Genomic DNA, 25104 nt, shown 5'->3' with positions numbered 1-25104 from the left:
AATCTCACCTAATAAAGAGTTTCGGTAGGCATTGCGCTCAACATCTTTGTTCAATAAAATCAATGACTTGATGTAAAGATCCTGGTTTAGTCACAATCAATACTGTTGAATGAGGTTCCAGTATTGTACTGCCGTTAGGAATCATCAAATCTTCATGGGGATGGGATTGATAGCCAATAATTAGCGAACCAGTAGGAAATCGGGCATCCTGAGCGATTTCGGCAACGCTACGCCCAACAACATAGCAATTGTTTGGGATGGCAAGTTTCAGAACCTCAATCTGTCCTTGCTCAAAATGCATCATTGATTCCACTTGCGGATACTCAATGGCATTCACCATTGTAGAAACTGATAGTTCAACAGTGCTAATGATATGGTTAGCTCCAGCTATCCGCAGTGGTTCAGCAAAATCGGGGTGGCGCATCCGACTTAAAATATGGGTGACACCGTAGTGTTTAGCAAGAGTCACCATTGCCAAGTTTAAGGCATCACTTCTCAGAACAGCTGCCAAGGAACCGGCTTTGCGAATCCCAGCTTCTAACAATACTTCTGTACTTACAGCGCTGCCTTCAAAAGCCATCGCTCCTACTTGTTCACGGGCATAGCGGCAAGCAATAGGGTCAATATCAATTACGGCAACAGTATGCCCTAGTTCTACCAGTTTTTGCGCCAAACTTAAGCCTACTAAACCGGCTCCACCAATTAATACGTACATGAATGTTCTTGATGCTCTTTTCCAATTCCTATTCCACTTTACAGTTAGCAAAGGAATGTAGCTTGACGAAAGATACTTTCAACTTTTGGGAATGTTATGAACCCGCCACTCCTGAATACCCCAACGCTTAAGAATAGGTTCGGCTTGACGGATATCGTATTCTGTGCTTTCTATCGTCACTAAATAATCGCCTTGGAATACTCGGTCATTATAGAGTTGGGCGGCTTCTTCAGGAAGAAACCAACCCCGTAGTGCGCCAATAAGACCGCCAGCAGCTGCACTAGCTCCACTTCCTAAAAGGGTAGCTAAAACAGACTCTGCTGCTAGGACTGGGCCAAAACCAGGAATAAGCAAAATACCCAAACCCGCAACTAAAGTAAGTAAACCTCCCGTCCTAGCGCCTGCTAATCCACCCGCCTTAGCACCTTCTGCATGAGTGATAGTACTTTCACCCGTGTCAAAACTGTCAAGTTGCTCATTGAGCTTGGGTTTTTTAGTGATTACAGAAATCTTATTCATTGGAAAGCCACTACTTCTAAGTTCGTCGAGCGCTTGTAGTGCAATTTGGCGATCGCTAAATATACCAATAGCGTGTTGAAGTTGTCCAGAAGCCATTTGTTTGCCTCCCAAAAGCATTGATGGATCTGCAAAGCTTTTGCTGGTGATTGATTTGTCTACAGTATTACAAACAAATATGACCAGAAAGTGATAGCACCTGTAAGCAAGATGAGCACATAACATTTATGGGTCGAGTACGTTTGTCAGGTAATAGTACCAAGTTGAACACCACAAAACAGAAACCAAACGCACTTGCCGCTTCTTGGGTTAGAGCAACATTCCCCCATCAGCGTATTTGTATCATTATTGAAGTGAAATGGTATGATTAGGGGTTAACTGGCTCTCAAAACGGCTGTAAACAACTTGTGTTGGATACCAAGGAGAAAACCAGTACAAATCTTGATAAACTTTACAAGAACTACTCGTGTCTCCTAACTTAAAGTGAACCAGAGCTAAATTATTCAATCCAATTACTTCTCGCCCGTCCTGAAACCAACGAAATTTCCAAAACATCAGGGGTTGTAGCCATTTCCATTTGGCATTTTCGGCTCGTTTCCAGGGAGCTATCAGCGATGACATATCTGCTTTGAAGCGAGAAGTTTGAACACTGTTTCGAGGTATCCACTCCAACACACAATGCCAGTCAGAGTTAGCCAACATCTGGCGATTATGGTGTAATTGTTTGTCTGAAATTTCTACCATATTGGGTGGATTGATCCACCCTATCCAATGACGCACTTTTTCTGGTAGCAGCCAATCTTTTAATCGTGTATGAATCAGCCGCGTTAAAACCTCTTCATTTTTCAATGCACTAGCGGTTAACTGCACTAAAACAGACTGTAACTTGGAATGAGTGCGTGCATAAGATAAGTGAGCAACAGAACTGTAGTGGATATCCCCGGATAAAATAATGACTTGTTGACGTTCCTCAAACAACGTGGTTAAGAATGTTGCCAATGCTTCAGTATTAATGTTCCAGGCATCTCCAACATCCGTTGAAAAAACCTTCTCCTGTTGTAAGTGCCAATGATGAATCCAATCAATCACTTGTAATCCAAATACATTTGTGGGCGCAATCACAAATGTAGTTTGAATCTGAGTTTCTTCAACTACTTGTTGTAAAGGTAAAACTAGTTGTTGCTCAAAGGCTTTTGGACACAGCAGCATCGGTGGCGCGATTGGTTTTTGATCGGCTGGATAACCCCGCCAAGTCCGTGTATCCAGCACAATTACTTCATGGCAATCGCTCCTGACTATATAGTTCCAAGTGAGTGCTTCAGGATGTCGATCCAGAATGAACACTGCACCGTCTCGGACTAAAATAGGTAAACCTGTGTGGGGATTGTTGGCTGGCATACCTATATAACGAGCGATCGCCTCCTCAGCTTTTGCATCTTTTCCTTGGGAAGCTGACCAAGCTTGTGCAGCTACCAACAGCTTTTCACCGGATTGACCTTCTGCAAATTGCCCTGGTGTATTGCCCCACCCTTGAAATACTGTGTAGGCTAACAATGCATTTTGAACTATTCTTCGCCCTAAAGGATGCCCCAGTACTCGCAAACACCAAGCTTGGTTTAGGTTCCAGTCATCAGTAACATCATGGTCATCAAAAATGGTGTACATGGGAATATTGGCAAGGGCGCGGCGCACTTTCCAAAGGGTATAAATGAATTGGCGCAAATGCTGCACTTCTTGGTTCCACTTCTTGATAGCTTTGCGATCGCGCATTACTTGGTGTCCTTTGGGAAATGCGGCCGGCCAGCACACTGGCGACCAAGCTAGTAAATAAGTAGCGTAGTATTCACCGAGGCTGAAAAGATGACTGTTAACTTTCTCAGGTTTATTATGTAATCCTGCGGTCAACCCAGCTTGATTTGTCGCAACTTCAGCCCGTTCTCCAGGGGGTAGCTGCTGGGGAGTGCAATACATTCCATTTACAGGAAGTTGTTCTTCCCAATCCAAGAGGGCATCGCCAAGAGTGCTGGCAACCCACAGGGATGGTTCTGCTACATCGTCGCCGTAAATTTGATCTCCGGTAAGGAATAGCTGGTGAGGGCGATGTTGGGGTTGATTCGCTGATACCTCAATCAAACTGTCAAGAATTGGCAATGCATCAAACCCATGACCATGAGGTTTACGACAGGAAGCATGGAAAATTTGCAAATCTTGAAGACGGTTTGGCGGCAGAACAAAGGTTGGTTTTTGATGATCAAAGTAGCTGATGCTAACCGTAGAAGAGGAGTTTGAGCATAATGCTTGTTGCATTTGCAGGGTTTGGTCAGCAACAGTAAACTGGAGGTCGTATGCATAGATATGACCTCCAGTTAGGCGATGTCCATCCGTAGACCGAGCCGTAATGGCAGCTACATGAAGATACTTACCCAAAGCAAAGGTAGAGTATTCCCCCTCCAATAAGCAATTTCCTACTACTTTGCCATCATTTGTTGTGTCATAAACCTTGAGTTCTACCTGAAAAGCCTGTTTTAGTGCAACCCATACCGTCACTGACTCTGGTTCAGTATGTTTGAGGATTGGCCCCGCTAAAATCAGTGGCAGTTCTTGTAAAAACTCGTCCCCAACTTGATACTTCATTAAATTCAGACATCAATATCCCATCTGTTTAACTTTATAAGAAAAATGGCTTTCATCCTTGTGGCTTCAGCCACAAGGATGAAAGCTTTAAGCAGGGTTTACACTGCCTTCAAGGGATTAATTAACCTAGTTTAGGGGTTTAATTCCCCTGTTTCTATCAAGCAGCCCGTTTTGTGTCGGGGTCTAAATCCCCGTCACAAAACGTAATTGCGTTAGCGTAGCGGGGCGTAGCCCATTGCGAATTGCGTTAGCGCAGCGTTAGCGAGTCTTCTCCCAAAGGGAGACGCTAAGAGCGAACGAGCGTCATTGCGAATTAGCAAATTGGTTTAATTCCCAGCAATACCTTCTTGACGCGCTGCTTGTTGCACAGCAGCAGCAACAGCGTTAGCGACTCGCTCATCAAAGACTGAAGGGACAATATGTTCCCGATTTAAATCTGAAGGCTTGACTAAGGAGGCGATCGCATTTGCGGCTTCTAGGTACATTGTGGTGGTAATTGTCTTTGCCCGACAATCTAAAGCACCACGGAATACTCCAGGGAAAGCTAGGACATTATTAATTTGATTTGGGTAATCACTGCGACCGGTAGCAATCACAGCTACATCTTTACTGATTAATTCTGGCTGAATCTCTGGAATCGGATTTGCCATTGCAAACACAATTGCATCTTTCGCCATCGAATGCACCATTTCTGGTGTCAAAACTCCCGGTGCGCTGACACCGATAAAGACATCTGCTCCTTGCATTGCACCTGCTAATGTACCCTGAGCTTTTACAGCAAATTCGAGTTTTTCTTCTGTTAAATCGGTGCGACTAGTAGAGATAATCCCTTTAGAGTCGCACATCCAGATTTTTTCTGCCCCAGCTTTCCTCAGTAACCGAGCGATCGCTACTCCAGCCGCCCCAGCACCATTAATCACGATGCGGATTTCCGCCATTGACTTATGTACCAGTTTTAAGGAATTAAACAATGCTGCCAAGGTGACAATTGCTGTACCGTGCTGGTCATCGTGAAAAACGGGGATATCTAACTCCTGGCGTAATCTCTTTTCAATTTCAAAGCAGCGAGGTGCAGCGATATCCTCTAAATTCACACCCCCAAAAACTGGCGCGATATTCTTGACTGTCTGGATAATTTCTTCTGTATTTTGGGTAGCCAGACAAATGGGAAAAGCATCTAGCCCCGCAAATTCTTTGAACAGCATTGCTTTGCCTTCCATGACTGGGAGAGCAGCAGCTGGGCCAAGATTTCCTAATCCCAATACGGCACTACCATCGGTAACAATGGCAACAGTGTTTTGTTTGATAGTTAACTTGTATACTTCCTCTGGATCTTGAGCGATCGCAGTACAAATTCGACCGACTCCGGGCGTGTAAGCCATTGCTAGATCGGAAACACTCTTCAGGGGGATTCTGCTAGTAATGCTGATTTTGCCACCACGATGCAAATTAAAGGTGCGATCGTAGACACTGAGTAACTTAATGTCTGGCAAAGCTTTCACTGCCTGCACAATGGTTTCAGCGTGTTCCGTACTAGCAGCATCAACGGTAATATCACGGGTGGACTCTTTGCGAGTTTGCTCGATTAAATCAATTTGACCAAGATTACCACCAGTAGTTGCGATCGCCTGGGTTACCGATGCTAACATCCCTACACGATTGGGAATCTGCAAGCGTAGTGTCAAACTAAAACTAGAATTAGGAGTTAGGTCTGTCATGTTGATTTTGGATTTTAAGTTTTAGATTTTATATTGAATTGAGACAAAAACTAAAATCTGAGATTTGTAGTCAGTAGAAATACAATATACCTCTTACAAAAGTCCCTAAACCCCAATCCAACACCTCTCGAAAAGCAAAGAGGGAAGACAAAGCGTAGCTTTGGCGGGGTGGGGTTCTTATTTACTACTCACAGTTTTAATAATTATTTTTATACCAATGCATTTACTAGTATAAATGAGTAATAATTTAGTAATTGTACCCAAATACACCAGATATTTTTTTAAAACTTTATTTGTGTAAATATTTGTATTAAGTATAAATTCATGAAAAAAGCGCCCTCTAGATAGATAGAGAGCGCGGTGAATTTTAATTTACAATTAACCGTGAATTACAGGTGCGACCGTTGCCACAGGTACTGCATCACCAGCAGCCAAATCCAGGGGGAAATTGTGAGCATTGCGTTCGTGCATCACTTCTATACCTAAATTGGCGCGGTTTAGCACATCTGCCCATGTATTAATTACATGACCTTTAGAGTCAAGAATTGATTGGTTAAAGTTGAACCCGTTAAGGTTGAACGCCATCGTACTGATGCCCAATGCCGTCAACCAGATACCAACTACAGGCCAAGCTGCCAAGAAAAAGTGCAAGGAACGCGAGTTATTAAAGCTGGCATATTGCCAGATTAACCGCCCAAAGTAACCATGAGCAGCTACAATGCTATAGGTTTCTTGTTCTTGACCAAACTTGTAACCGTAGTTTTGAGATTCACTTTCAGTAGTCTCCCTAACTAGAGAGGAAGTCACCAAAGAACCGTGCATCGCACAGAAAAACGCACCACCGAACACCGCCGCTACGCCCAGTTGATGGAATGGGTGCATGAGGATGTTATGCTCGGCTTGGAACACGAACATGAAGTTAAATGTGCCGCTAATTCCTAGAGGCATCCCGTCAGAAAAGCTACCTTGACCAATTGGGTAAATTAAAAAGACAGAAGTCGCAGCAGCTACAGGAGCAGAGTAAGCAACGCAAATCCAAGGACGCATCCCTAAACGATAGCTTAACTCCCATTGCCGACCGAGCCAGCAGAAAATACCAATCAAAAAGTGCAAGACAATGAGTTGATAAGGCCCGCCGTTGTAAAGCCATTCATCCATTGAAGCAGCTTCCCAAATGGGGTAGAAGTGCAAACCAATAGCGTTGGATGTGGGTACAACAGCACCAGTGATGATATTATTGCCATATAATAAGGAACCAGAAACTGGCTCCCGAATGCCGTCAATATCAACGGGTGGTGCAGCAATAAAGGCAATAATGAAACAGATGGTAGCGGTTAATAGGGTAGGAATCATTAAAACCCCGAACCAACCGATATAAAGCCGATTGTCGGTGCTAGTAATCCATTGACAGAAACGATCCCACAAGTTGCCGCTTTCGCTTCTTCCTAGAGTTGTGGTCATAACTGTGTTGTTTATAAATCGTTGACAACAAAGGTTCCCAATTTTTCAGAATTGAGAATTAAGCTGTTTTTAAAGACTTTTGCCAAATACCTTCTCCCCAATAGCCGGGATTCTCTGCAATTACCTCACACCAAAATGCTGTTAACTAACTTTCCCAGGGAGACTGTGTGAAAAAAGGGAAAACTTTCCCGGCTCTTAATATCACGTTTTACATTAATAATTTGTATTTTTCAAGACATTATTTTTAAGTTTTGCTAAGTTAAACGCTTAACAAACTCAAAGTGTTTGCAATACGGTTCGGTTAAGATCCCCCCGCGTGTGGCGACCCTCTTAAAAAGGGGGTAAAAGAAGGTTATAAGCAAGCCTTTTTAAGGGGGGTTGGGGGGATCTTCAAGGGCAAAATATCACTAACCGAACCGTATTGAGAGTGTTTGACGAAGCAAATAAAAACAAAGCCAATTTTGGTATAGTAAAAATACGGTAAAAAGTTGTACAACGCAGGGTATTGACTCGTGGCCAAGCCTTCGCTAGTAACGGAGTTGAGCAACGAGTGCCAACGAAAAATGAGTTCTTAGGGTGAGGGGGCGAGTACACCCTCTGGTTAAGCGTAACCTCGCCCGTAAGTTCCGCAAACAGCATGAGTAAGCAATTGTTAGTAGTGTTGGGAGGGGGACAAAGCTCCGTACCTGTGATTGTCGGGAATGGTTACAAGAATTTATCCCAGCGGTTGATTTTCATCATATTGACGTGAATACTGGAATTCAAACTCATCATTTTCCCGTTCCCTACCTCCTCTATACACAACTGGACAAAACTTAGTATTAGCACTCATACAATCCATGTGTGGCGTTTTAGCACACACCACGAGTAGTCCACCTAAAACAAATAACAAACCACAAATTGCAAGCGTATTAATCCAAGATATTTCTAGCGCTCCGTGAACTACTACCTCTCGCAGTAGAGATACAATTGTTACCTCAACTGCTACTCCTACAGAGATACTATGTTCTTGCAAATAGACCATTAATAGTCGGAATAACTCGACTAAAATCAACACAAATAGTATTTTTGCAGTCACATATTTATAATCTAGTGGCTGCATGAGAGCGATAAATAACCCCCACAATTGGATCAGCATAACGGCAAACAAACCCAAACACAAAACAATCACAATTAAGTCTTGAAAGGCTTCCATATTGCGGACAATGGAGTGCCGATCAAGCCAGCGATCGCTAAATAAAAATCGACTTTTCTGGCGCTTTTGCATGTACATTTTTCCAATCGGGACAAGTTCAGACAACACCAGCGAGTCAACCCAATAGTTTTATGTTATGCAATATTAAGTTTTTTTGCCTCAGCGAGGTTGGTAATTTAAATTTTGTGCCTGTTGCAACAATTGTTCAGCATTTTTTGCCCACTGGGGATTTTTCTGAGCATTATATAAATCTCTAGCAAATTGCAATACTTGCACTGCATCTCCATATTGTTGTAACTGCATAAAAACTAACCCTGCACCATAATAAGCATTAGGATAGTTAGAGTTAGCTTCGGCTGATTTTCTAAAAGCCTCTAACGCCTCTTGTAATTTGCGTTGCTGAAACCAAATTGAGCCGAGATTGTAGTAAGCTTCTGGATATTTCGGATTAATTTTCACTGCCTGATTAAAGGCATCTCTTGCTTGATCGAGTTTACCTTGTTGGAGATAACACATCCCAATGTGGTAAGGAGGTTCTGGTGCATTTTTGCTATATTCTATGGCTTTTCTAAAAGATGCAATCGCTCGCTCACAATTTCGTTGCTGTCCTTGTACTAATCCCAAATTATAGTGGGCAAATCCTAGTTTAGGGTCAAGTTCTAAGGAGCGTTGCAAGTAATCGTTAGCTAACTGTAAATTATTGCCTTCTAATAATGCCCCACCTAAATTAGCAAAAGCTGGAGCAAATTTAGGATCGGCTTGCGTCGCTCGATAAAATGCATCCGCAGAGGGTTGTAATTGTCCAGTTTGTCGAAATGCTAATCCTAAATTATAGTGTGCTGGTGCTAATGTCGGATCTAATTGAGTTGCTTGTTTAAAGGCTGCGATCGCATCTTGTACCTTTCCCGCCTGAATTGCCTGTAAGCCTTGGTTTAACCAGTCTATAGCAGTTTTACCATTAGATTGTGCCAGCTTTGAAGCGACAGGAGCAGATAGAGAAACAGAGGGGGAGGAAATGCTAACAAGCAGCATCAAACTTACTAACCCGGCTATGCGATATTTAAAGAATGATTTTCCCATTGATTTTTTGACTTGCAACACTTTCAGTTAAATTTACTTTATAAAAAGTTTTTTACAAAAATTTTTATTTTGCTATGAAAGTTTGTGATAGTTAACTTTTCTTAAGCTGAATCTTACGACAGGCTACAATTTTTTTAAATTTAGATTAAAAGGAGCATAATAACAAATTAAAGAAGGGGTAATTTTGACTCCAGAGAAGCATTTTTTATCCCTGATACATACAGAATCATGCGGTTAGGAAACACTTACCGCAAGGGAGGTTTTATGAACGAAAAAGTAAAATCGGGTTCGCGGAATGTTGCAATTGTCGGGCCTTATTTAAGTGGAAAAACCACTTTACTAGAAAGCTTGTTATTTGTCACAGGGGCAATTTCTCGCAAAGGGAGTGTTAAGGATAGCAATACAGTCGGAGACAGTTCTGCCGAGTCGCGCGATCGCCACATGAGTGTAGAAGTCAGCGCCGCTAACACTGAGTATAACGACATCCGCTTTACCTTTATTGACTGTCCGGGAAGTGTAGAATTTGCCCAAGAAACGTACAATGCTTTAATGGGAGTTGATGCGGCAATTGTAGTTTGCGAACCCATCCGCGATGCCTTCGGCGGGCAAAGCCTACGCGTCCTCACCCTCGCTCCTCTATTTAAATTCCTCGACGATTGGGAAATTCCCCACCTCGTCTTCGTCAACAAAATGGATCGGGCAAATATTCACGTTTTGGAAACGTTGCACGCCCTGAAAGCAGTATCTAGCCGTCCCCTGGTAGCGCATCAATATCCCATCATGAACGGGGAACAACTCACCGGCTTTATCGATATGGTGAGCGAACAGGCATATCAATACCATCCAGGCGCACCTGCTGACCCCATTCCCTTCCCCGAAAGTTTAAAAGAAGAAGAACATATAGCGCGGGTAGAAATGCTCGAAGCCTTAGCAAATTTTGACGACCATTTACTCGAAGAACTTTTAGAAGACATCGAACCTCCTCAAGAAGAAATCCTCAAAGATTTAAAAATGGAATTAGGGGCAGATTTAGTAGTGCCCGTTTTCTTTGGTGTAGCAGAACAAGATTATGGTGTTAGACCTTTATTAGAAGCCTTGTTACGGGAAGCCCCCGAACCAGAAACCACAGCAGAACGTCGTTTAAAAAACATAAAAGGTGATACACCTCTAGCGCAGGTATTAAAAACTTACTACACTCCTCAAGGTGGCAAACTCTCCCTCGTGCGTGTTTGGCGGGGCAAATTAACTGATGGTATTGTCCTCAATGGCATTCGCACTGGTGGAATTTACCGCCTTATGGGACAACAACAGCAGTCAGTTAACCAAGTTAATGCTGGTGAAATTGTCGCATTGAGCCGTTTAGAAGGAATCAAGACAGGCGATACAATCTCCACAGAACAGCAGTCGGCAATAAAATTACCCAAAGCTGTAGAGTTGGAACCAGTGTATGCCCTCGCCATTACACCAGAAAAGCGCAACGATGAAGTCAAACTTAGCGGTGCCATCACCAAGTTATTAGAAGAAGACTGTTCACTTGCTTGGGAACAACACGGCGATACTCACGAAGTTATCTTGTGGGGACAAGGCGAGATTCATTTACAAGTCGCCCTAGATAGACTGCGCCGCAAATATAACTTGCCGATGACAACTCATTTACCGCAAGTGCCTTACAAAGAAACCATCCGTAAAACAGTGGCTTCAATTCATGGGCGCTACAAGCACCAAAGCGGTGGTCATGGACAGTTTGGTGATGTTTTTCTCGACATCAAACCCCTACCACGCGGTACAGGTTTCAACTTTAATGAAACTATTGTCGGCGGTGTGGTTCCCAAACAGTATATTCCTGGGGTGGAAATGGGCGTGCGGGAATTTCTGACACATGGGCCTTTGGGCTTTCCAATGGTGGATTTGGCGGTAACTCTGACTAATGGTTCTTATCATAACGTTGACAGTTCCGAACAAGCCTTTAAACAAGCTGCCCGATTGGCAATGCAAACGGGAATACCCCAAGCAGAACCTACCCTGTTAGAACCAATTCTGCGGGTGGAAGTGACTACACCTAGCGAATTTACTTCCAAAGTGCTGCAACTATTGAGTGGTAGACGGGGGCAAATTTTAGGCTATGAAGGCAGAAACGATTGGCAAGGCTGGGATAATATCTCTGCATACTTGCCACAAGCAGAGATGCAAAACTTTATTGTAGAGCTGCGATCGCTCACCTTGGGCGTTGGTTCTTTCCATTGGGAATATGACCATCTCCAGGAAGTACCAGAAAAACTCGCCGAACGCGTCATTCACAGCAATGGTAATGGCGGTAACGGCAACGGCAAGTAATTTTGAATTTTTGGATTAATTGTAGAGTAGCGTAGGCAATGCCTGTCGTAGGCATCGCTCCAAAGCTAAGATTCCCGACTTGTTAGAGAAGTTGGGAATCTTTTTCAATTTATAAAAGGATTCGTAAACCGCACCCCCTCAATCGTCGCACCTGATGCGAAGTCCTCAGTATAAACTTCTTCAATTTGGTTGAGTCGCGCCGTTGCCCAAATTTGCGCGTCCCAAAACCCGAAGTGATGGGTTTCCACGCCGCGAATTGCTTCTAAAGAAATGAGCCGTGTAATATCAACGGCATGGCAAGCAGCTAAATAGTTACGCATTCGCACCAGCGCCTCAGCAGGAGTTAAAAGCGAATGCCGAGTCGAGATTCCCAACTTCTTTCAGAACTCGGAAATCTTTATTTAATCTGTAAAATGATTCGTAAACCGCTAACTTGCGTGAAATGGTATTAGTTTCATAAAAGTATTTGGGAATTATGTGATTAAGTATATTCCTCTTAATTACACAGAAAAAACTTATGGGCTTTATAGTCTCGCTTTTAACTAGCCTAATTGCAATTCTCGTTTATCTCAATACAAGTAAGATATCCGGTGAAAAGTCACGTTTAGCAATACGCACAATTATGATATTGATTAGCAGTATTGCAGTCCTGAATTCTATTTCTAGGCTTTTGGTGATTGTCCCACCAGGCAATGTCGGTGTCGTCAACTTGTTTGGCGAAGTTTCCGAAACTACTCTTAATCCTGGTGTTCACTTGCTTAATCCCTTTAACAAAGTGCTGAATTTTTCCACTCGCATTAAGGATGTAAAGGAAAATGTAGATGTAACATCCCAAGAAGGTTTGAGCCTAAATCTTGATGTCAGTCTTCAGTACAAGCTCGATCCGCAAAAGGCAGCTACAGTATATAAAACAATTGGAACTGATGAAACACAACTGGTAATTTCCAGATTCCGCTCTACTGTCCGCGCCATCACGGCAAACTACCCAGCCAGTGCTATTTACTCTACCAAACGCCAAGAAATCGCCCAAAAAATTGACCAACAGCTCACCCAAGAGATACCAGTTTTGGGTTTCATCGTTGAGGAAGCTCTTTTACGAAACGTCAAAATGCCTGATACTCTACAAGCTGCAATTCAAAACAAACTCAAGACAGAGCAAGAAAACCAGCAGATGAAATTTGTTTTAGAAAAAGAGCGTCAAGAGGCAGAACGAAAGCGTATTGAAGCGCGAGGTATAGCTGATTCCCAAAAAATTATTTCTGGTGGACTTAGCAACCAAGTGCTACAATTGCGAGCGATTGAAGCCACAGAAAAGCTAGCTCAATCTAATAATTCTAAGCTTGTAATTATTGGTTCTGAAAAAAGCAGTTTGCCTATTATGATCCAGCCAGAAACAGGAACCTCAAAACCGTAAAATTTTCTTATCAGGTCAATGCTCTTGACGTGGTTCAATATAAATCTGCTTAGGAATTTTACTTGACAGAATTTTAATTCTATGAAAAAGATGCTTAACACCATACATTATTTGTAGTAGCGATCGCTCATTCTTGGCATTGCTTCCTTCGACTGGGAATATAACCATCTCCAAGAAGTACCGGAAAAACTGCTGAACATGTCATTCACAGCAACGGCAAGTAATCTTGCATCTATATTAAAATCAAAGTCCTGCAACTTTAAATGCAGGGCTTTTTGTTTGTTAATGAATATTCAATTCTTTTTGAACGTGCTGTTGAAACGTTAATCCTTCTGCGTTCCACCGTTCTTGGAATGCGTGTATATTTTCCAATTTGATTGCTTTTACATTGGGAGGAAATTTAATATCATAACCAAATACTGTATTCTTATCTGGAGGATGATTCTAATTATCCGTCATCCAAACCACCTGAACGATACGATAAATATTAAATTCATCTTTAAGTTTCTTCAATGTAAAGCAAAAATCTTTAAGTCTGTATATATAGTATCTATGTTTTCATAAGCTCAAATTTCATCATCTATAGGTTTTACGTTTTTAGTCCAAATTCATCTATTTAAATCCATAAATATTTCTCAATTTTGTTCTAATACAGAAGCTATATTTATAGTTTTCCCTGAAATATAGCTCAAGTAACAGCACTTCTTTTTTGTATATCTTGTTACAAGTTTGGTAGCGCAACATTATTCCTTGCTACAATAGTCTTATATTGGCTTTTGCAAGCTTCAACGTGAAATTTCAATGGTAAATAATGGTAACACTTCAATTACGACAATTAAGTGTTCCGCCGGGACATAGAGTAATAGTCCACGATGTTAAGTGGCAAGAATTTGAGGCAATTTTAGAAGAACTTGGCGAGCATCGAACCTCTCGATTGGCTTACAGCCACGGAACTTTGGAGATGAGAATGCCATTACCGAAGCATGAGAAAGCCAAAGTCATCATTGGGGATTTGGTGAAAATTCTGCTGGAGGAGTTAGAAATTAACTGTGAAACATTTGGCTCAACCACCTTTAAACGTGAAGATATGGCTTTTGGTGTAGAGCCTGATGATTCTTTCTACATTCAAAATCATGCTCAAATGATTGGTAAAGAGCGAATAGACTTGACGATTGATCCGCCACCCGACTTAGCAATTGAAGTTGATGTTACTTCCAAAACTCAACTGGATGCTTACGAAGCTTTGCAAGTTCCTGAACTATGGCGATATGAAGATGGCAAACTACAAATTAATATTCTTCAGGATGGCAAATACATTGAGTCTAAAATTAGTTCTACTTTTCCCAACTTGTTCATTATTGAAGTAATTCCCCGGTTTGTCGAACAGAGCCAAACTTTAGGTAGAAGTCCAACGCTTAGAGCATTTCGTCAATGGATAAGAAAGCAAATTAATCTAACTTAATGTAATTGTTGCTCCATCCGCCCAAAATCTCATACCCAATAGTCGAGTTGTCTTATTCGCACCTTGCTGCTGGCTGAATGATACAGTATGAGCGTTGCTAAAAACTGATGACTATGAACGACGAGATTGTCGAAAAACTAAAGGAAGCTAGTACTGGCTTGTTAATGATGAGCGAGTCAGATTACCCTTTCGATGTTGTTCAGTGGGAAGGTGCTGCACCTGCAACACAAGAAAAAATATTACAGCTAACAGGTTCTCAAGACCAGCCAGTTGAAGTAGTAGACTTGGACTACCTCTTTCGTAATTGTGCATTTGAGCAAGAGTGGCACAATGAATTACAGAAAAAAGATGTTAAAAAATTTCAAACACTTGTCCAGACGCTTAAAGATAATCTTAGTGACATCAGCGTTTATCGTGTTGGACAAATAAATATTGATGCTTACATCATAGGACAAACTAAAGATGGTGACTTAGCTGGAGTAGTAACAAAACTGGTTGAAACCTAGTAAGCAGGTTGGAAATTTCTCTAAATAAAAGCCTAGCCGTATAGATGGCTAGGCTTTCTCATTTTTGAAATCATCTAAACTTATAAATTATCGATTCGCGCTTCTATTACAGACTGAATAGATGTAGAGACTTGTGAGAGAAAATTGTATCCAGTTAAGGATTCTAATGAGTCAACGCTAACCCGATAGTTTCTCCAATTCGCTGTTCGCACCCCTTGTATATTGGGAATATTTACAGCAATGACTCTCGTACTGTTTGTCACGCCAGCAAGGGCTGAACCTGGAGTATCGAGGACAACAATAATTTTCCAGGTTCTATTAGGGACTTGAACCCGTCCATTAGCTATTGTATAGAACCTTCCATTAGAACCAGTACCGCCCATCCCATATCCACCAGATATGATGTAGAGTTCTTTACCCTGTCCTACTAAAGTTCTGGCATATTCCTCTAGGTTTGCCCAAATCCCCTGATTGTTATCTGGGGCTTGAGCAATCATGTTGCTCATCAAAAAGGTGGCAGAATTATTGTTAACACTACTAGTCCTGTCACCACTAGGTGTCATGTGACCACGATCAAACCCACTTCCACTAAAATCGGTAGATTGAACTTGATAGCACCCAGAAGGAAGGGTTGTATCAGCCCGGAAATTATCTTGCCTTGATGTGCTACCTAACCAACTACTATTCAATTGCCAAGACACCCAATTTGCTCTACCTGTTCCGCAGTTGTAACCAATTACATACTGTGGTTTGACTAGCAAGTAGTTATTTAGGTTGAAAGTTCCAGCATTGCTTGGGTTGCCAAGGGTTAGGTGAACACTTTCTGATGACTGGGCTGGTACAATCTCTGCCAACCCAATTATGAATAAAACTACCGCCACAAATGGTAGTAAAAACTTGAAAATCTTGATTTTTTTCACATTTTTGCACTTTTGATGACAAAAACAGTGTCTGAGTTCTTCACTTGAATATCAAGCATCCAGTGATACAAAAATCATTATTTTTGTAATGGTAAATATGTAGTGATCGGCAAGAGTTAACAATCAATAAATCACTACTTTAGCAGTATCTTCATGAGGGGCGATGCCTACGGCAGGCTACGCCTAGGCTCCAAATTTCCCATCTCTACACCAACATTTATACATCTAATCGGCAACGACAATCTTTTTTTTAGAGAAAATTTAATTTATGGGATAAATTAAGGCGATGCCTGCGGAAGCAAGGTACGCAGGTATCGCCTTTTCATTTGAGACGTTCGTACAGGGGCAGATAGAAACTTGAACGTCAGCAGTTAATAGACCTCTTACAAAAGTCAAAAAATCAGGAATGTCATTCTGATCGGAATGCAGTGGAAAAAAGAATCTTACCAGATGTTTCACTCCGCTCAACATGACAATTTAAGCATTTATGCAAAATGTCTAATAATGAAGGTGAGCATACCTATTGCCTTAATGTCTAACTTTCTGATTACAGCGGCGGCTATTTAATTACCTTAAAATTCTCAATAGTGAGATATTTTTCTTCATCAGCTATCTGACTGTTGTAATCAATATTAATTTGAGTTGGATAGCCGAATCTAGCACTATATTGCACATCCAGGCTGAAGGCTTGACGGTTGATAGCATCTTGAATCACATCAAACAGCTTAGGAATTGTGTTGTAATTTTGGAAAAATTCTGGATTAACTGGTTGACCTGTAGCTACAGAAGTGACGGAAGTTGTTTTACCATTACGTACTTCAATTACTACTGGGCCCCTAGCATCGCTTATACAAAAGCAACTATTGCTAGCTGTATAACGATAGTTGGAAATATTTTGCTGATTCCACAAATTGCGATTAAAAGTTAATCGCCTTAGATTCAAATTCTTACTCGCTGACGATTGTGCTATCTCTACGGGAGATTTGGACATTACTGGTAAGTTCAGTCCAAAAGATAGCAATAACCCGGCACTGATAATGATAGGTAAACGCATATCCATCTATGAAGTTTCAAAAGTATTATATATGTATTATATATATGAATTTATCTATTTGTTTAAGTACACTTTATATTTTTATTAAAATTATTCAGTGGTTAGTCAAGAGCAAATAGCAAATTTATGACTGTACAAAACTGGTTGGTGAGTGTAGTCTTAAGTCTATAGCTAAATCAGATCCGGCGCGTTGGCGCAGATCGCCTTCACCGCGAGACGCTTTGCATAGCTTGCTTCCACGTTCGCGTAGCGTCCCGCAGGAAAGTGGTACGTCACGCATATGTGCGAAAATATTTTCTCTATGTCGTAAAATTTTTACTGTAAAAAACAAATTTTTTATTTTAAGCATGAATGATTCACAAGTTTGGTATATTGTCAAGCATTCTGCTGGTAATTGCAAAATTGTCCCCAGCGACAAAGTTGGAGACGATAATCTAGAGATTGTAGAACAATGGGGGCCTTTTAGTTCGCAAGAAGAAGCGATCGCTCGGCGTGTAGGACTTATTAGGGCTGGAAAGTGCCAACCAGTTTAAGTTAGGAGTTAAAAGTTAGGAGTTAAAAGTTGACAATGGTTACCTTAAACGTTTGTAGAGACGTTGCAATGCAACGTCTCTACATTCTGTTTCAGAAGTGTCTAATGATGATTTTTATTCCTAACTCCTCACTATTCACTCCTAACTTTATTCCTAACTTTTCATTTTTCTGCCGTGGCTGCGCCCTGAGCAGCAATTTTTTTACCTATAACCTCCACTGCTTTAGCAAATTGAGGGTCTTTTAGGGTAGCAAGTTTGTCACGTTCGTTGAGCCACAAATCCTGTCGCTGGGCATCTGTCAAATCCACTTTTATATCTGGATCAATACCATGCTTATTAATATCTCTATCATTAGGCGTATGGTATTTAGCAATTGTCACCGCTAATCCTGAGCCATCTTCTAGTGGACGTACAGATTGCACTAATCCCTTACCAAAGGTTTGAGTTCCTACCAACGTTGCACGTTTGTTGTCCTGCAACGCTCCTGAAAGGATTTCGCTAGCACTGGCTGAACCTTTATCTACTAATATTACCAACGGTTTGTTTGTCAGAGCGCGTCCGTTTGCCACTTCTCGCTCTCGCTCACCTTGGCGGTCAATGGTGGAAACAATTGTGCCTTTATTCAGCCACATCCGGGCAATATCTATACTAGAGAAGAGCAAGCCACCTGGATTACTGCGCAGATCAAGGATATATCCAGCTACCCGTTTGCTTTCTAAATCTCTGATAGCGGTTTGCATTTCTTTACTAGCATTGGCACTGAACTGATTCAAACGAATGTAGCCAAGGTTACCTGCTGGAGTTTTCTTTTGGGAGTATTTAACTGGATGGATTTCAATCCGCGCTCTTTTGATGTCAAACTGTTTTGTCTGACCATTGCGCTGAATCGTTAAGGTGACTTTCGATCCTGCTTCACCTCTAATCAGGGATACTGCCTGATTAGTATCCATCCCCTTGGTACTTTTATTGTCGATTTTGAGAATGATATCTTTTGCCAAAACACCAGCTTTAAAAGCTGGTGTATCTTCGATTGGCGCAATTACAACCAATTGCTTGGTTTTTTCATCCTGGCTGATCGTGATCCCAATCCCTGTCAGTTCTCCAGAGGTATCCACTTGCATATTCTTGAATTCCGCTGGGTCCATAAACCGGGTGTACGGGTCTTCTAGCTTTTTGAGCATTTCCCGAATGGACTTATACGCTTCCTGCGGATTACTGTAGGACTTGCTTAAGTATTCCTTACGAACAGCCTGCCAATCTACCTGATTAAAAGTACCGTCTACATATTGGCGTTGAACAATTTGCCAAACTTCATCTACTAATTCTTTGGGACTTGCTTTAAATAAAGCCTGACCTCGCGAGTGAATGCCAAGGCTAGTAACAGCGATCGTTGAGAGTGTCACTACCGTAGCACCCAAAACAAGCCTACTTTTTGTAATCACCATAATGACAGCTGCGTCAGAGGGAAAATATATAGTCAGTATGCTCAATCTAACACAGGCCACCACTGTACAGACCGAGTATGTATCCCTAATTTAAACAAAATACTTGACAATCCGGCGAACTTAATGGTCTAAAGATACAAAACTTTTGGACACAGGGCATGGAAAAGAGGCAGAGGGGCGGGGTGCGGGGGGCAGAGGGGAAAACTCTTCTCCCTTGCTCCCTGCTTCCTGCTCCCTCATCTCCCTCATCTCCCCCTGCTCTCTTACGGTTCTACCCAGCGTTCATCGGCTTTAATCAGGTTAATTAATTCCTCTACACCTTTATCTTCTGGGACTTTTTTGATTTCCTCTCTGCCACGATACAAAGAAATATAACCAGGTGTCTTGCCAACATAACCATAGTCGGCATCTGCCATTTCTCCAGGGCCATTGACAATACAACCCATAACTGCAATGTCTAAACCAGTTAGGTGTTTAGTGGCTTCCCGGACTTTGTGTAGCACTTCTTCTAGGTTAAACAAAGTGCGTCCACAGGAAGGGCAAGCGACGTATTCCACCATCGTTTTTCGCAATCCCAAAGCCTGGAGAATGCTGTAACAGACGGGAATTTCTTTTTCTGGTGCTTCTGTAAGTGAGACGCGAATTGTATCGCCAATGCCATCAGCAAGTAAGGTAGCAATACCAGCCGTGGATTTAATTCGCCCGTATTCGCCATCACCGGCTTCCGTAACGCCTAAATGTAGCGGATAATCCATACCCAGTTCATCCATGCGCTTGGCTATCAGGCGATAGGCGGCTAGCATCACCGGTACTCGTGAGGCTTTCATAGAAATTACCAAGTTGCGGAAATCCAAGGATTCACAGATGCGAATAAATTCTATGGCAGATTCCACCATGCCTTCTGGGGTGTCACCGTAGGTAAATAGCATCCTTTCAGCGAGGGAACCGTGATTTACCCCAATCCGCATCGATTTACCTTGATCGCGCAAAGAAACTACTAGAGGTTCTAGGGTTTCGCGGATTTTTTCGCCAATTTCGTCAAATTCGGCTTTAGTATACTCGGTTCGATTGACGTTGGGCTTTTCAAAGACATATAACCCCGGATTAATCCGCACTTTTTCTATGTGCTTGGCAACTTCCACGGCGATTTTTAGTCCGTTGTGATGGACATCAGCCACAATTGGCACGTCTTGGTAAGTTTTTATTAATTTTTGTTTAATTTCTGCTAAAGCTTTCGCATGAGCCATACTTGGCACTGTGACACGGACAATTTCGCAGCCAATTTCGTGCAGACGACGAATACCAGCCACGGAACCATCAATATCAAGGGTATCTTCGTTAATCATCGACTGCACTACAACGGGGTAGCCGCCGCCAATGGTGACATTTCCCACCTTTACGGGACGAGTTTTACGCCGCTTAATAGTTGTGTCAAAGGTAGGTTGGCTGGATGTAGTATTTGAAGTATCTACTATGGGGAGAGTTTGCATAACCTGATTAGGTAAATTTGCTGTCGTTAAAATATCAGATTTGATAAATCTCTGTTTCTCAGATTGCCACAGGTGGTGGCTCTTTGGGACGATTAATATAGAAAAAAAAGGAAAATAACACAGGCAAAGAAAGAAAGAGCAATTCAACGGTTTTGCTCATTTATAAAGATATATTGCTGAAAAATTCTTTTAACTGAGTAGCTTGAGTAGCGATCGCGCAGGTTTGACAGAAAAGCTTAAGGAAGCGATCGCTTTATTGCTGAGTCATAAATATTACTAATACTATCATAATTCTATGAACTAACCTGTAATATCACGGTTCATAAGAGCGATAACTTCTCTGCGAGACGCTGCGCGAACGCTAAAATTATGTTCTAATAATACAAATATACTATTTAGTGTGGGCTTGAGAAAATTTCGGGATTGAAATTATAGATGTTATTACAGAATAAAAGCGGCTGTAATTATGAACACCCAAATAAGCCCTCAACTATTAATTCCCCCACACTTTAACCCTGAAGAAGTGGGCGAAGTCTGGCGCGTACCTTACCAAGAACGTGCCGCCGAAGCTGAAATCTGGGCAAAACAACACGATATCAAACCTGCATCTTTAGATAAAAGCCGGATTTGCTTACTATTAATTGATGTCCAAAACACCTTCTGCATCCCTGGATTTGAATTATTTGTAGGTGGAAAATCTGGAAATGGGGCAGTGGATGATAACGTCAGATTGTGTGAGTTTATCTATCGCAACTTGGGAGAAATTACAAAAATTGTACCCACCCTAGATACCCACACGGTAACGCAAATCTTCCATCCCATCTTTTGGGTGAATGCCGCCGGAGAACATCCTACCCCAGCAGCGACTAACATCACTCCAATAGACATTGAACAAGGTATCTGGAAAGTTAACCCAGCAGTTGCTGACAGTGTTACTAATGGAGATTATGAATTACTAGAAAAACACGCTTATCATTACATTAGAAAACTCAGCCAAGACGGTAAATATCCCCTCACCGTTTGGCCTTATCATTCTATGTTGGGCGGTATCGGTCATGCTTTAGTTTCATCAGTAGAAGAAGCCATATTTTTCCACAGCATTGCTCGTCAGAGTCAGACACAATTTGAAATTAAAGGTGAAAACCCTTTAACAGAGAACTATTCTATTTTACGTCCAGAAGTGTTGGAAGATTTTGAGCAACGTCCACTTGCCCAAAAGAACACGCGCCTGATAAAGCAACTTTTAGAATATGATGCAGTAATTATTGGTGGCCAAGCTAAAAGTCACTGTGTTGCCTGGACAATTGACGATTTATTAACAGAAATTAAACAGGTAGATGCTTCCCTTGCTCAAAAAATTTATCTTTTAGAAGATTGCACTTCCCCCGTTGTCGTTCCAGATGTTGTGGACTATACAGAACAGGCAAATACTGCATTTGCAAGATTTGCAGAGGCAGGAATGCATATCATAAAATCTAGCGAATTTGGGAGTTGGGCATAGGGCATGGGGCATTGGAAATGGGTAAACAATCATAAATAATGGTTCTTCCTCTGCTTACCCTGCTTACCCTGCTCCCTTGTCTCCTACTCCTCATTTCTTCAAATAACCCTTTGGATCTTCTGCTACCCAACCCAGAGATGAGCTAGAACGCACTTCAAAATGGAGGTGCGGTTGACTGGAGGTTAGTTGTCCACTAGTACCTACTGTTCCCAGTAAGTCGCCTTTGTTTATTTGCTCACCAACAGTAACCTTAATGCTGTCAAGCTGGGCGTAGCGGCTTTGGAGTCCGCCAGCGTGATTAATAATGACCAACTTGCCATATGAACCTTGCTCATTAGCAAAGGCTACGGTTCCAGGCGCGATCGCTTGCACATTTGTACCAATTGGTGCTAATAAATCAACACCACTATGGAAAAAAACTTCATTTGTAACAGGATTAATTTGCCAGCCATAAGCTAATCCCACATTTGCAGCTTCCCCCAAAGGATATCCAGCCAAGGATGCGCGGTTTGGCGTACTTCCACCAGTAGGCAAAGGGGACTTAGTTACAACACCATTGGGCGACCAATTTACCCCCGGAACAAACACAATTCTAGGGTCTTGTTGGCAGCCATTCACTTCAAAAAGGCTATCAGCACGAACTTTATATTGTGCCGCCACTTGTCGCCAAGTTTGATCACTAGGCACTTCGACTACAATCCCATTGTAGGGAGGAATTTGAAGTACACTACCAACTGCTGCAATTGCACCGCTCTGCAAAGCTGGATTCATGCCGATAATAGTTGTAGGTAGGAGATTATAACGCTGCGCTATCCTCTCCAAAGTTTCGCCACGAACAACTTTATGGCGTTGGAAGCGAGATAGGGCTGGAGTTGGACAACCATCTACAGCAGCGTTGGCGCTGTTAGTGTTTGGCAACATGGATACTAGGCTTAAGGCGCTAACTAAGCTACAGAGAAACAGTTGACGAAAGGGTAAAATCATGTATACATATCAAAAGCGCATTAACTTTAAATTTTAGATGGAGAGTCTGGAAAGTGGGGAGTGGGGAGCAGGGAGCAGGGAGCAGAGGGGAAAGAGGTAATTTTAATTTTCCCCCTTGCTCCCTGCCCCCTACCCCTCTGCTTCTTTTGCCCCATGCCCAATACCCAATACTTAATTCCTCATAAATTGATCTATCCACTTATCGTTAGCTTGACTACACTTAGAAGTTAGCAACTGCATTTCTGTCCTTAAGCAGAATGATTATGAAGTTATCCTTAAAGCAACTGTCGGTTTATTTATTTTTATTGGTGTTCGGCTGTGGTGTAGGTATATTTGGCAGTCGCTATCTCCTGCTAAAAAACCCCTCGTTTCAACAGTTAAAAAATGTAACAATGGCTTCGCCTCCAGAATCTGTAGTGCCAAATTCTTCTAATGGAGGGATTGGTTCTACTGGGGGCGATAATGTGAATTTTATTGCGACGGCAGTGCAAAAAGTTGGCCCGGCTGTGGTGCGAATTAATGCCACTCGCAAAGTCGCCAATCCTATCTCTGATGCTTTGAAAAATCCCCTCTTACGACGATTCTTTGGAGAGGATGAGCAACCAATTCCCCAAGAACGCATTGAACGCGGTACAGGATCGGGATTTATTTTGAGCGAAGATGGAGAATTACTCACTAACGCTCATGTGGTAGCAGATACAGATACAGTACAAGTCACCCTCAAGGATGGTCGGAGTTTAGAGGGGAAAGTGGTAGGAGTTGACTCGGTGACAGATGTTGCAGTAGTGAAAATAAAAGCTGATCATTTACCGACTGTGAAACTGGGCAATTCGCAAAACTTAATCCCAGGACAATGGGCGATCGCTATTGGCAATCCTCTAGGTTTAGATAATACTGTGACTATCGGCATCATTAGCGCTACAGACCGCACCAGCACTCAAGTCGGTGTCCCCGATAAGCGAGTCAGCTTTATTCAAACTGATGCCGCAATTAACCCTGGTAATTCTGGTGGCCCCTTGTTAAACGCCCAAGGCGAAGTGATTGGCGTTAACACTGCCATCCGTGCTGATGCTCAAGGACTTGGTTTCGCCATTCCCATTGAAACTGCCGCTCGCATAGCAAATCAACTTTTTACCAAAGGGCGTGTGGAACATCCTTTCTTGGGTATTGAAATGGCAGACCTTTCTCCCATCAAAAAACAGCAGATTAATCAAGAAAACCAACTGAACATTGAGCAGGAAGCCGGGATTGTGATTAAAGGAGTCACAGATGATTCCCCAGCCAAGCGTGGAGGGCTGCTTCCTGGAGACGTGATTCAAAAAGTTAATGATAAAGTAGTCAAAACCTCAGCCCAAGTTCAGAAGCTGGTAGAGTCTAGCCAAGTTGGGGACATAATAGCTATCGAAGTCAACCGCAACGGTAAAATTCAAACTTTCAAAGTACAATCAGGAGCTTATCCTGAAAGGAAGTAGCCAAAATAATTCATAATTCATAATTGATAATTCGTAGTTGCAATTAGTATAGCGGTTCTCGTTTACGTGAGGTACACCCGTAAGGGCACGGCACTCCCGTGCCCCTACACCTTGCAATATAATCCTGTACCGCATCTGAATGGGAACCGCTATAAAAGCTTGAACTCTCCACTGTTTTGTTGACCACTAAATTTTTAATTTAGTGTGGGCTGCTATACCCTTTTTAATTACGAATTACGAATTAGTAATTATTTGGTCAATAGTCTTAGAATGTTTGACTACTGACTATTGATTATTGACCATTAGACAAATGCTCTAACTGCATTCTTTGTTCCATCTGGCGCAGAAAATACCCTGTCATCATGGCCGACGCTAGAAGCCCAGCTAAGTTCTCCCGATCTGTTGTGATTTGCACGTTGAAACTTTCAGCCGGGAGCATTCCCACAAGCCCTTGGACATTTTGCGAGATGATTTGTTTAATTTCAGGGCTGGCAGACTGAGCAATCCTCGCTAAAACATCAGGAGACTGATGCTGTAAATATTTGAGTAACTGATTGGGGTATTGCTCAGAGTGATCGGAGAGAAGTTGATTAGGGTGTTCCTCAGAGTTGTCATTCAAAAAGTCAGGATTAAACACCATTGGCAGTTTTATTTAGCTTAATTGCTAACT

The 25104-nt window shown here is 42.2% G+C and carries 22 protein-coding genes; 7 read left to right on the top strand and 15 right to left on the bottom strand.

All coding sequences use genetic code 11. From position 1 onward, the window contains the following. Positions 1 to 37: 37 nt before the first annotated feature. The 7 genes from H6G96_RS01165 to H6G96_RS01135 all read right to left on the bottom strand — a co-directional run bounded on the left by H6G96_RS01165 (position 38) and on the right by H6G96_RS01135 (position 9319). Entirely contained in the window at positions 38 to 715 is a 678-nt protein-coding gene (locus tag H6G96_RS01165) for a TrkA family potassium uptake protein (protein WP_190909540.1), read from the bottom strand. 78 nt (positions 716 to 793) lie between these two features. Continuing rightward, positions 794 to 1330, bottom strand: coding sequence for a general stress protein (locus tag H6G96_RS01160; RefSeq protein WP_190909539.1), 537 nt, complete (start codon positions 1328 to 1330; stop codon positions 794 to 796). 246 nt (positions 1331 to 1576) lie between these two features. Beyond that, positions 1577 to 3865, bottom strand: a complete 2289-nt coding sequence (locus H6G96_RS01155) for a PhoD-like phosphatase (protein WP_190909538.1) — start codon at positions 3863 to 3865, stop codon at positions 1577 to 1579. A gap of 326 nt (positions 3866 to 4191) precedes the next feature. Beyond that, a complete protein-coding gene (locus H6G96_RS01150; RefSeq protein WP_190909537.1) occupies positions 4192 to 5583 on the bottom strand; it encodes a malic enzyme-like NAD(P)-binding protein in 1392 nt (463 codons plus the stop codon). Between the two features lie 378 nt (positions 5584 to 5961). Then, a complete protein-coding gene (psbA, locus tag H6G96_RS01145) occupies positions 5962 to 7044 on the bottom strand; it encodes a photosystem II q(b) protein (protein ID WP_190909536.1) in 1083 nt (360 codons plus the stop codon). 715 nt (positions 7045 to 7759) lie between these two features. Next, a complete protein-coding gene (locus H6G96_RS01140) occupies positions 7760 to 8317 on the bottom strand; it encodes a phosphate-starvation-inducible PsiE family protein (RefSeq protein WP_190909535.1) in 558 nt (185 codons plus the stop codon). A gap of 81 nt (positions 8318 to 8398) precedes the next feature. After that, entirely contained in the window at positions 8399 to 9319 is a 921-nt protein-coding gene (locus tag H6G96_RS01135; protein ID WP_190909534.1) for a tetratricopeptide repeat protein, read from the bottom strand. Between the two features lie 264 nt (positions 9320 to 9583). Between H6G96_RS01135 and H6G96_RS01130 the strand changes: the two genes are divergently transcribed. Further along, on the top strand, positions 9584 to 11653 hold the full coding sequence (locus H6G96_RS01130) for an elongation factor G (RefSeq protein WP_190909533.1): 2070 nt from the start codon (positions 9584 to 9586) through the stop codon (positions 11651 to 11653). Positions 11654 to 11757: 104 nt separating this feature from the next. Here H6G96_RS01130 and H6G96_RS01125 read toward each other — a convergent pair whose 3' ends face one another. Then, complete coding sequence (locus H6G96_RS01125) at positions 11758 to 11973, bottom strand: hypothetical protein (protein WP_242063133.1); 216 nt, start codon at positions 11971 to 11973, stop codon at positions 11758 to 11760. 197 nt (positions 11974 to 12170) lie between these two features. On the opposite strand from H6G96_RS01125, the gene H6G96_RS01120 reads away from it, so the two are divergent. From H6G96_RS01120 to H6G96_RS01110, 3 genes are all read left to right on the top strand, one after another. After that, a complete protein-coding gene (locus tag H6G96_RS01120; RefSeq protein ID WP_190909532.1) occupies positions 12171 to 13067 on the top strand; it encodes a prohibitin family protein in 897 nt (298 codons plus the stop codon). A gap of 811 nt (positions 13068 to 13878) precedes the next feature. Then, positions 13879 to 14529: a Uma2 family endonuclease gene (locus H6G96_RS01115; RefSeq protein WP_190909531.1), complete on the top strand. Its 651-nt coding sequence runs from the start codon at positions 13879 to 13881 to the stop codon at positions 14527 to 14529. 113 nt (positions 14530 to 14642) lie between these two features. Further along, positions 14643 to 15035 (top strand): nuclease A inhibitor family protein, encoded by a 393-nt coding sequence (locus H6G96_RS01110; protein WP_190909956.1) that lies wholly within the window; start codon positions 14643 to 14645, stop codon positions 15033 to 15035. A gap of 80 nt (positions 15036 to 15115) precedes the next feature. Here H6G96_RS01110 and H6G96_RS01105 read toward each other — a convergent pair whose 3' ends face one another. The 3 genes from H6G96_RS01105 to H6G96_RS01095 form a co-directional block, all read right to left on the bottom strand. After that, the gene (locus H6G96_RS01105; protein ID WP_190909530.1) at positions 15116 to 15955 is read right to left on the bottom strand and encodes a DNA/RNA non-specific endonuclease; all 840 of its coding nucleotides are present in this window, start codon (positions 15953 to 15955) and stop codon (positions 15116 to 15118) included. A gap of 559 nt (positions 15956 to 16514) precedes the next feature. Next, on the bottom strand, positions 16515 to 17009 hold the full coding sequence (locus tag H6G96_RS01100; RefSeq protein WP_190909529.1) for a DUF6174 domain-containing protein: 495 nt from the start codon (positions 17007 to 17009) through the stop codon (positions 16515 to 16517). Between the two features lie 124 nt (positions 17010 to 17133). Continuing rightward, entirely contained in the window at positions 17134 to 17289 is a 156-nt protein-coding gene (locus tag H6G96_RS01095) for a hypothetical protein (protein ID WP_190909528.1), read from the bottom strand. A gap of 67 nt (positions 17290 to 17356) precedes the next feature. On the opposite strand from H6G96_RS01095, the gene H6G96_RS01090 reads away from it, so the two are divergent. Further along, positions 17357 to 17542 (top strand): transposase, encoded by a 186-nt coding sequence (locus H6G96_RS01090; protein WP_190909527.1) that lies wholly within the window; start codon positions 17357 to 17359, stop codon positions 17540 to 17542. A 161-nt stretch (positions 17543 to 17703) separates the two neighbouring features. Here the strand turns inward: H6G96_RS01090 and ctpC are convergent, their stop codons facing one another. Together ctpC and ispG are read right to left on the bottom strand one after the other, a co-directional pair. Beyond that, entirely contained in the window at positions 17704 to 18987 is a 1284-nt protein-coding gene (gene ctpC, locus H6G96_RS01085) for a carboxyl-terminal processing protease CtpC (RefSeq protein WP_190909526.1), read from the bottom strand. Positions 18988 to 19250: 263 nt separating this feature from the next. Beyond that, a complete protein-coding gene (ispG, locus tag H6G96_RS01080) occupies positions 19251 to 20477 on the bottom strand; it encodes a (E)-4-hydroxy-3-methylbut-2-enyl-diphosphate synthase (protein ID WP_190909525.1) in 1227 nt (408 codons plus the stop codon). 466 nt (positions 20478 to 20943) lie between these two features. Here ispG and H6G96_RS01075 point away from each other — a divergent pair, with 466 nt between their 5' ends. After that, positions 20944 to 21978, top strand: a complete 1035-nt coding sequence (locus H6G96_RS01075; RefSeq protein ID WP_190909524.1) for an isochorismatase — start codon at positions 20944 to 20946, stop codon at positions 21976 to 21978. Between the two features lie 90 nt (positions 21979 to 22068). Here the strand turns inward: H6G96_RS01075 and H6G96_RS01070 are convergent, their stop codons facing one another. After that, the gene (locus H6G96_RS01070; protein WP_190909523.1) at positions 22069 to 22962 is read right to left on the bottom strand and encodes a M23 family metallopeptidase; all 894 of its coding nucleotides are present in this window, start codon (positions 22960 to 22962) and stop codon (positions 22069 to 22071) included. 263 nt (positions 22963 to 23225) lie between these two features. On the opposite strand from H6G96_RS01070, the gene H6G96_RS01065 reads away from it, so the two are divergent. Beyond that, positions 23226 to 24434 (top strand): HhoA/HhoB/HtrA family serine endopeptidase, encoded by a 1209-nt coding sequence (locus H6G96_RS01065; protein ID WP_190909522.1) that lies wholly within the window; start codon positions 23226 to 23228, stop codon positions 24432 to 24434. A gap of 292 nt (positions 24435 to 24726) precedes the next feature. On the opposite strand, the gene H6G96_RS01060 is transcribed toward H6G96_RS01065, so the two are convergent. Then, the gene (locus tag H6G96_RS01060; protein WP_190729448.1) at positions 24727 to 25074 is read right to left on the bottom strand and encodes a DUF760 domain-containing protein; all 348 of its coding nucleotides are present in this window, start codon (positions 25072 to 25074) and stop codon (positions 24727 to 24729) included. Positions 25075 to 25104 lie beyond the last annotated feature (30 nt).

It is taken from the genome of Nostoc sp. FACHB-892 (genome assembly GCF_014698795.1).
GTDB lineage: Bacteria > Cyanobacteriota > Cyanobacteriia > Cyanobacteriales > Nostocaceae > Nostoc.
The sequence above is the reverse complement of the archived record's forward strand: the minus strand, read 5'-3'. Positions and strand labels throughout refer to the sequence as shown.

What these genes read in the sequence shown, in the direction of transcription:
- H6G96_RS01165 (WP_190909540.1), bottom strand. Translation starts at nt 715, where the DNA reads ATGTACGTATTAATTGGTGGAGCCGGTTTAGTAGGCTTAAGTTTGGCG.
- H6G96_RS01160 (WP_190909539.1), bottom strand. Translation starts at nt 1,330, where the DNA reads ATGGCTTCTGGACAACTTCAACACGCTATTGGTATATTTAGCGATCGC.
- H6G96_RS01155 (WP_190909538.1), bottom strand. Translation starts at nt 3,865, where the DNA reads ATGAAGTATCAAGTTGGGGACGAGTTTTTACAAGAACTGCCACTGATT.
- H6G96_RS01150 (WP_190909537.1), bottom strand. Translation starts at nt 5,583, where the DNA reads ATGACAGACCTAACTCCTAATTCTAGTTTTAGTTTGACACTACGCTTG.
- psbA (WP_190909536.1), bottom strand. Translation starts at nt 7,044, where the DNA reads ATGACCACAACTCTAGGAAGAAGCGAAAGCGGCAACTTGTGGGATCGT.
- H6G96_RS01140 (WP_190909535.1), bottom strand. Translation starts at nt 8,317, where the DNA reads ATGTACATGCAAAAGCGCCAGAAAAGTCGATTTTTATTTAGCGATCGC.
- H6G96_RS01135 (WP_190909534.1), bottom strand. Translation starts at nt 9,319, where the DNA reads ATGGGAAAATCATTCTTTAAATATCGCATAGCCGGGTTAGTAAGTTTG.
- H6G96_RS01130 (WP_190909533.1), top strand. Translation starts at nt 9,584, where the DNA reads ATGAACGAAAAAGTAAAATCGGGTTCGCGGAATGTTGCAATTGTCGGG.
- H6G96_RS01125 (WP_242063133.1), bottom strand. Translation starts at nt 11,973, where the DNA reads ATGCGTAACTATTTAGCTGCTTGCCATGCCGTTGATATTACACGGCTC.
- H6G96_RS01120 (WP_190909532.1), top strand. Translation starts at nt 12,171, where the DNA reads ATGGGCTTTATAGTCTCGCTTTTAACTAGCCTAATTGCAATTCTCGTT.
- H6G96_RS01115 (WP_190909531.1), top strand. Translation starts at nt 13,879, where the DNA reads ATGGTAACACTTCAATTACGACAATTAAGTGTTCCGCCGGGACATAGA.
- H6G96_RS01110 (WP_190909956.1), top strand. Translation starts at nt 14,643, where the DNA reads ATGAACGACGAGATTGTCGAAAAACTAAAGGAAGCTAGTACTGGCTTG.
- H6G96_RS01100 (WP_190909529.1), bottom strand. Translation starts at nt 17,009, where the DNA reads ATGCGTTTACCTATCATTATCAGTGCCGGGTTATTGCTATCTTTTGGA.
- H6G96_RS01095 (WP_190909528.1), bottom strand. Translation starts at nt 17,289, where the DNA reads ATGCGTGACGTACCACTTTCCTGCGGGACGCTACGCGAACGTGGAAGC.
- H6G96_RS01090 (WP_190909527.1), top strand. Translation starts at nt 17,357, where the DNA reads ATGAATGATTCACAAGTTTGGTATATTGTCAAGCATTCTGCTGGTAAT.
- ctpC (WP_190909526.1), bottom strand. Translation starts at nt 18,987, where the DNA reads ATGGTGATTACAAAAAGTAGGCTTGTTTTGGGTGCTACGGTAGTGACA.
- ispG (WP_190909525.1), bottom strand. Translation starts at nt 20,477, where the DNA reads ATGCAAACTCTCCCCATAGTAGATACTTCAAATACTACATCCAGCCAA.
- H6G96_RS01075 (WP_190909524.1), top strand. Translation starts at nt 20,944, where the DNA reads ATGAACACCCAAATAAGCCCTCAACTATTAATTCCCCCACACTTTAAC.
- H6G96_RS01070 (WP_190909523.1), bottom strand. Translation starts at nt 22,962, where the DNA reads ATGATTTTACCCTTTCGTCAACTGTTTCTCTGTAGCTTAGTTAGCGCC.
- H6G96_RS01065 (WP_190909522.1), top strand. Translation starts at nt 23,226, where the DNA reads ATGAAGTTATCCTTAAAGCAACTGTCGGTTTATTTATTTTTATTGGTG.
- H6G96_RS01060 (WP_190729448.1), bottom strand. Translation starts at nt 25,074, where the DNA reads ATGGTGTTTAATCCTGACTTTTTGAATGACAACTCTGAGGAACACCCT.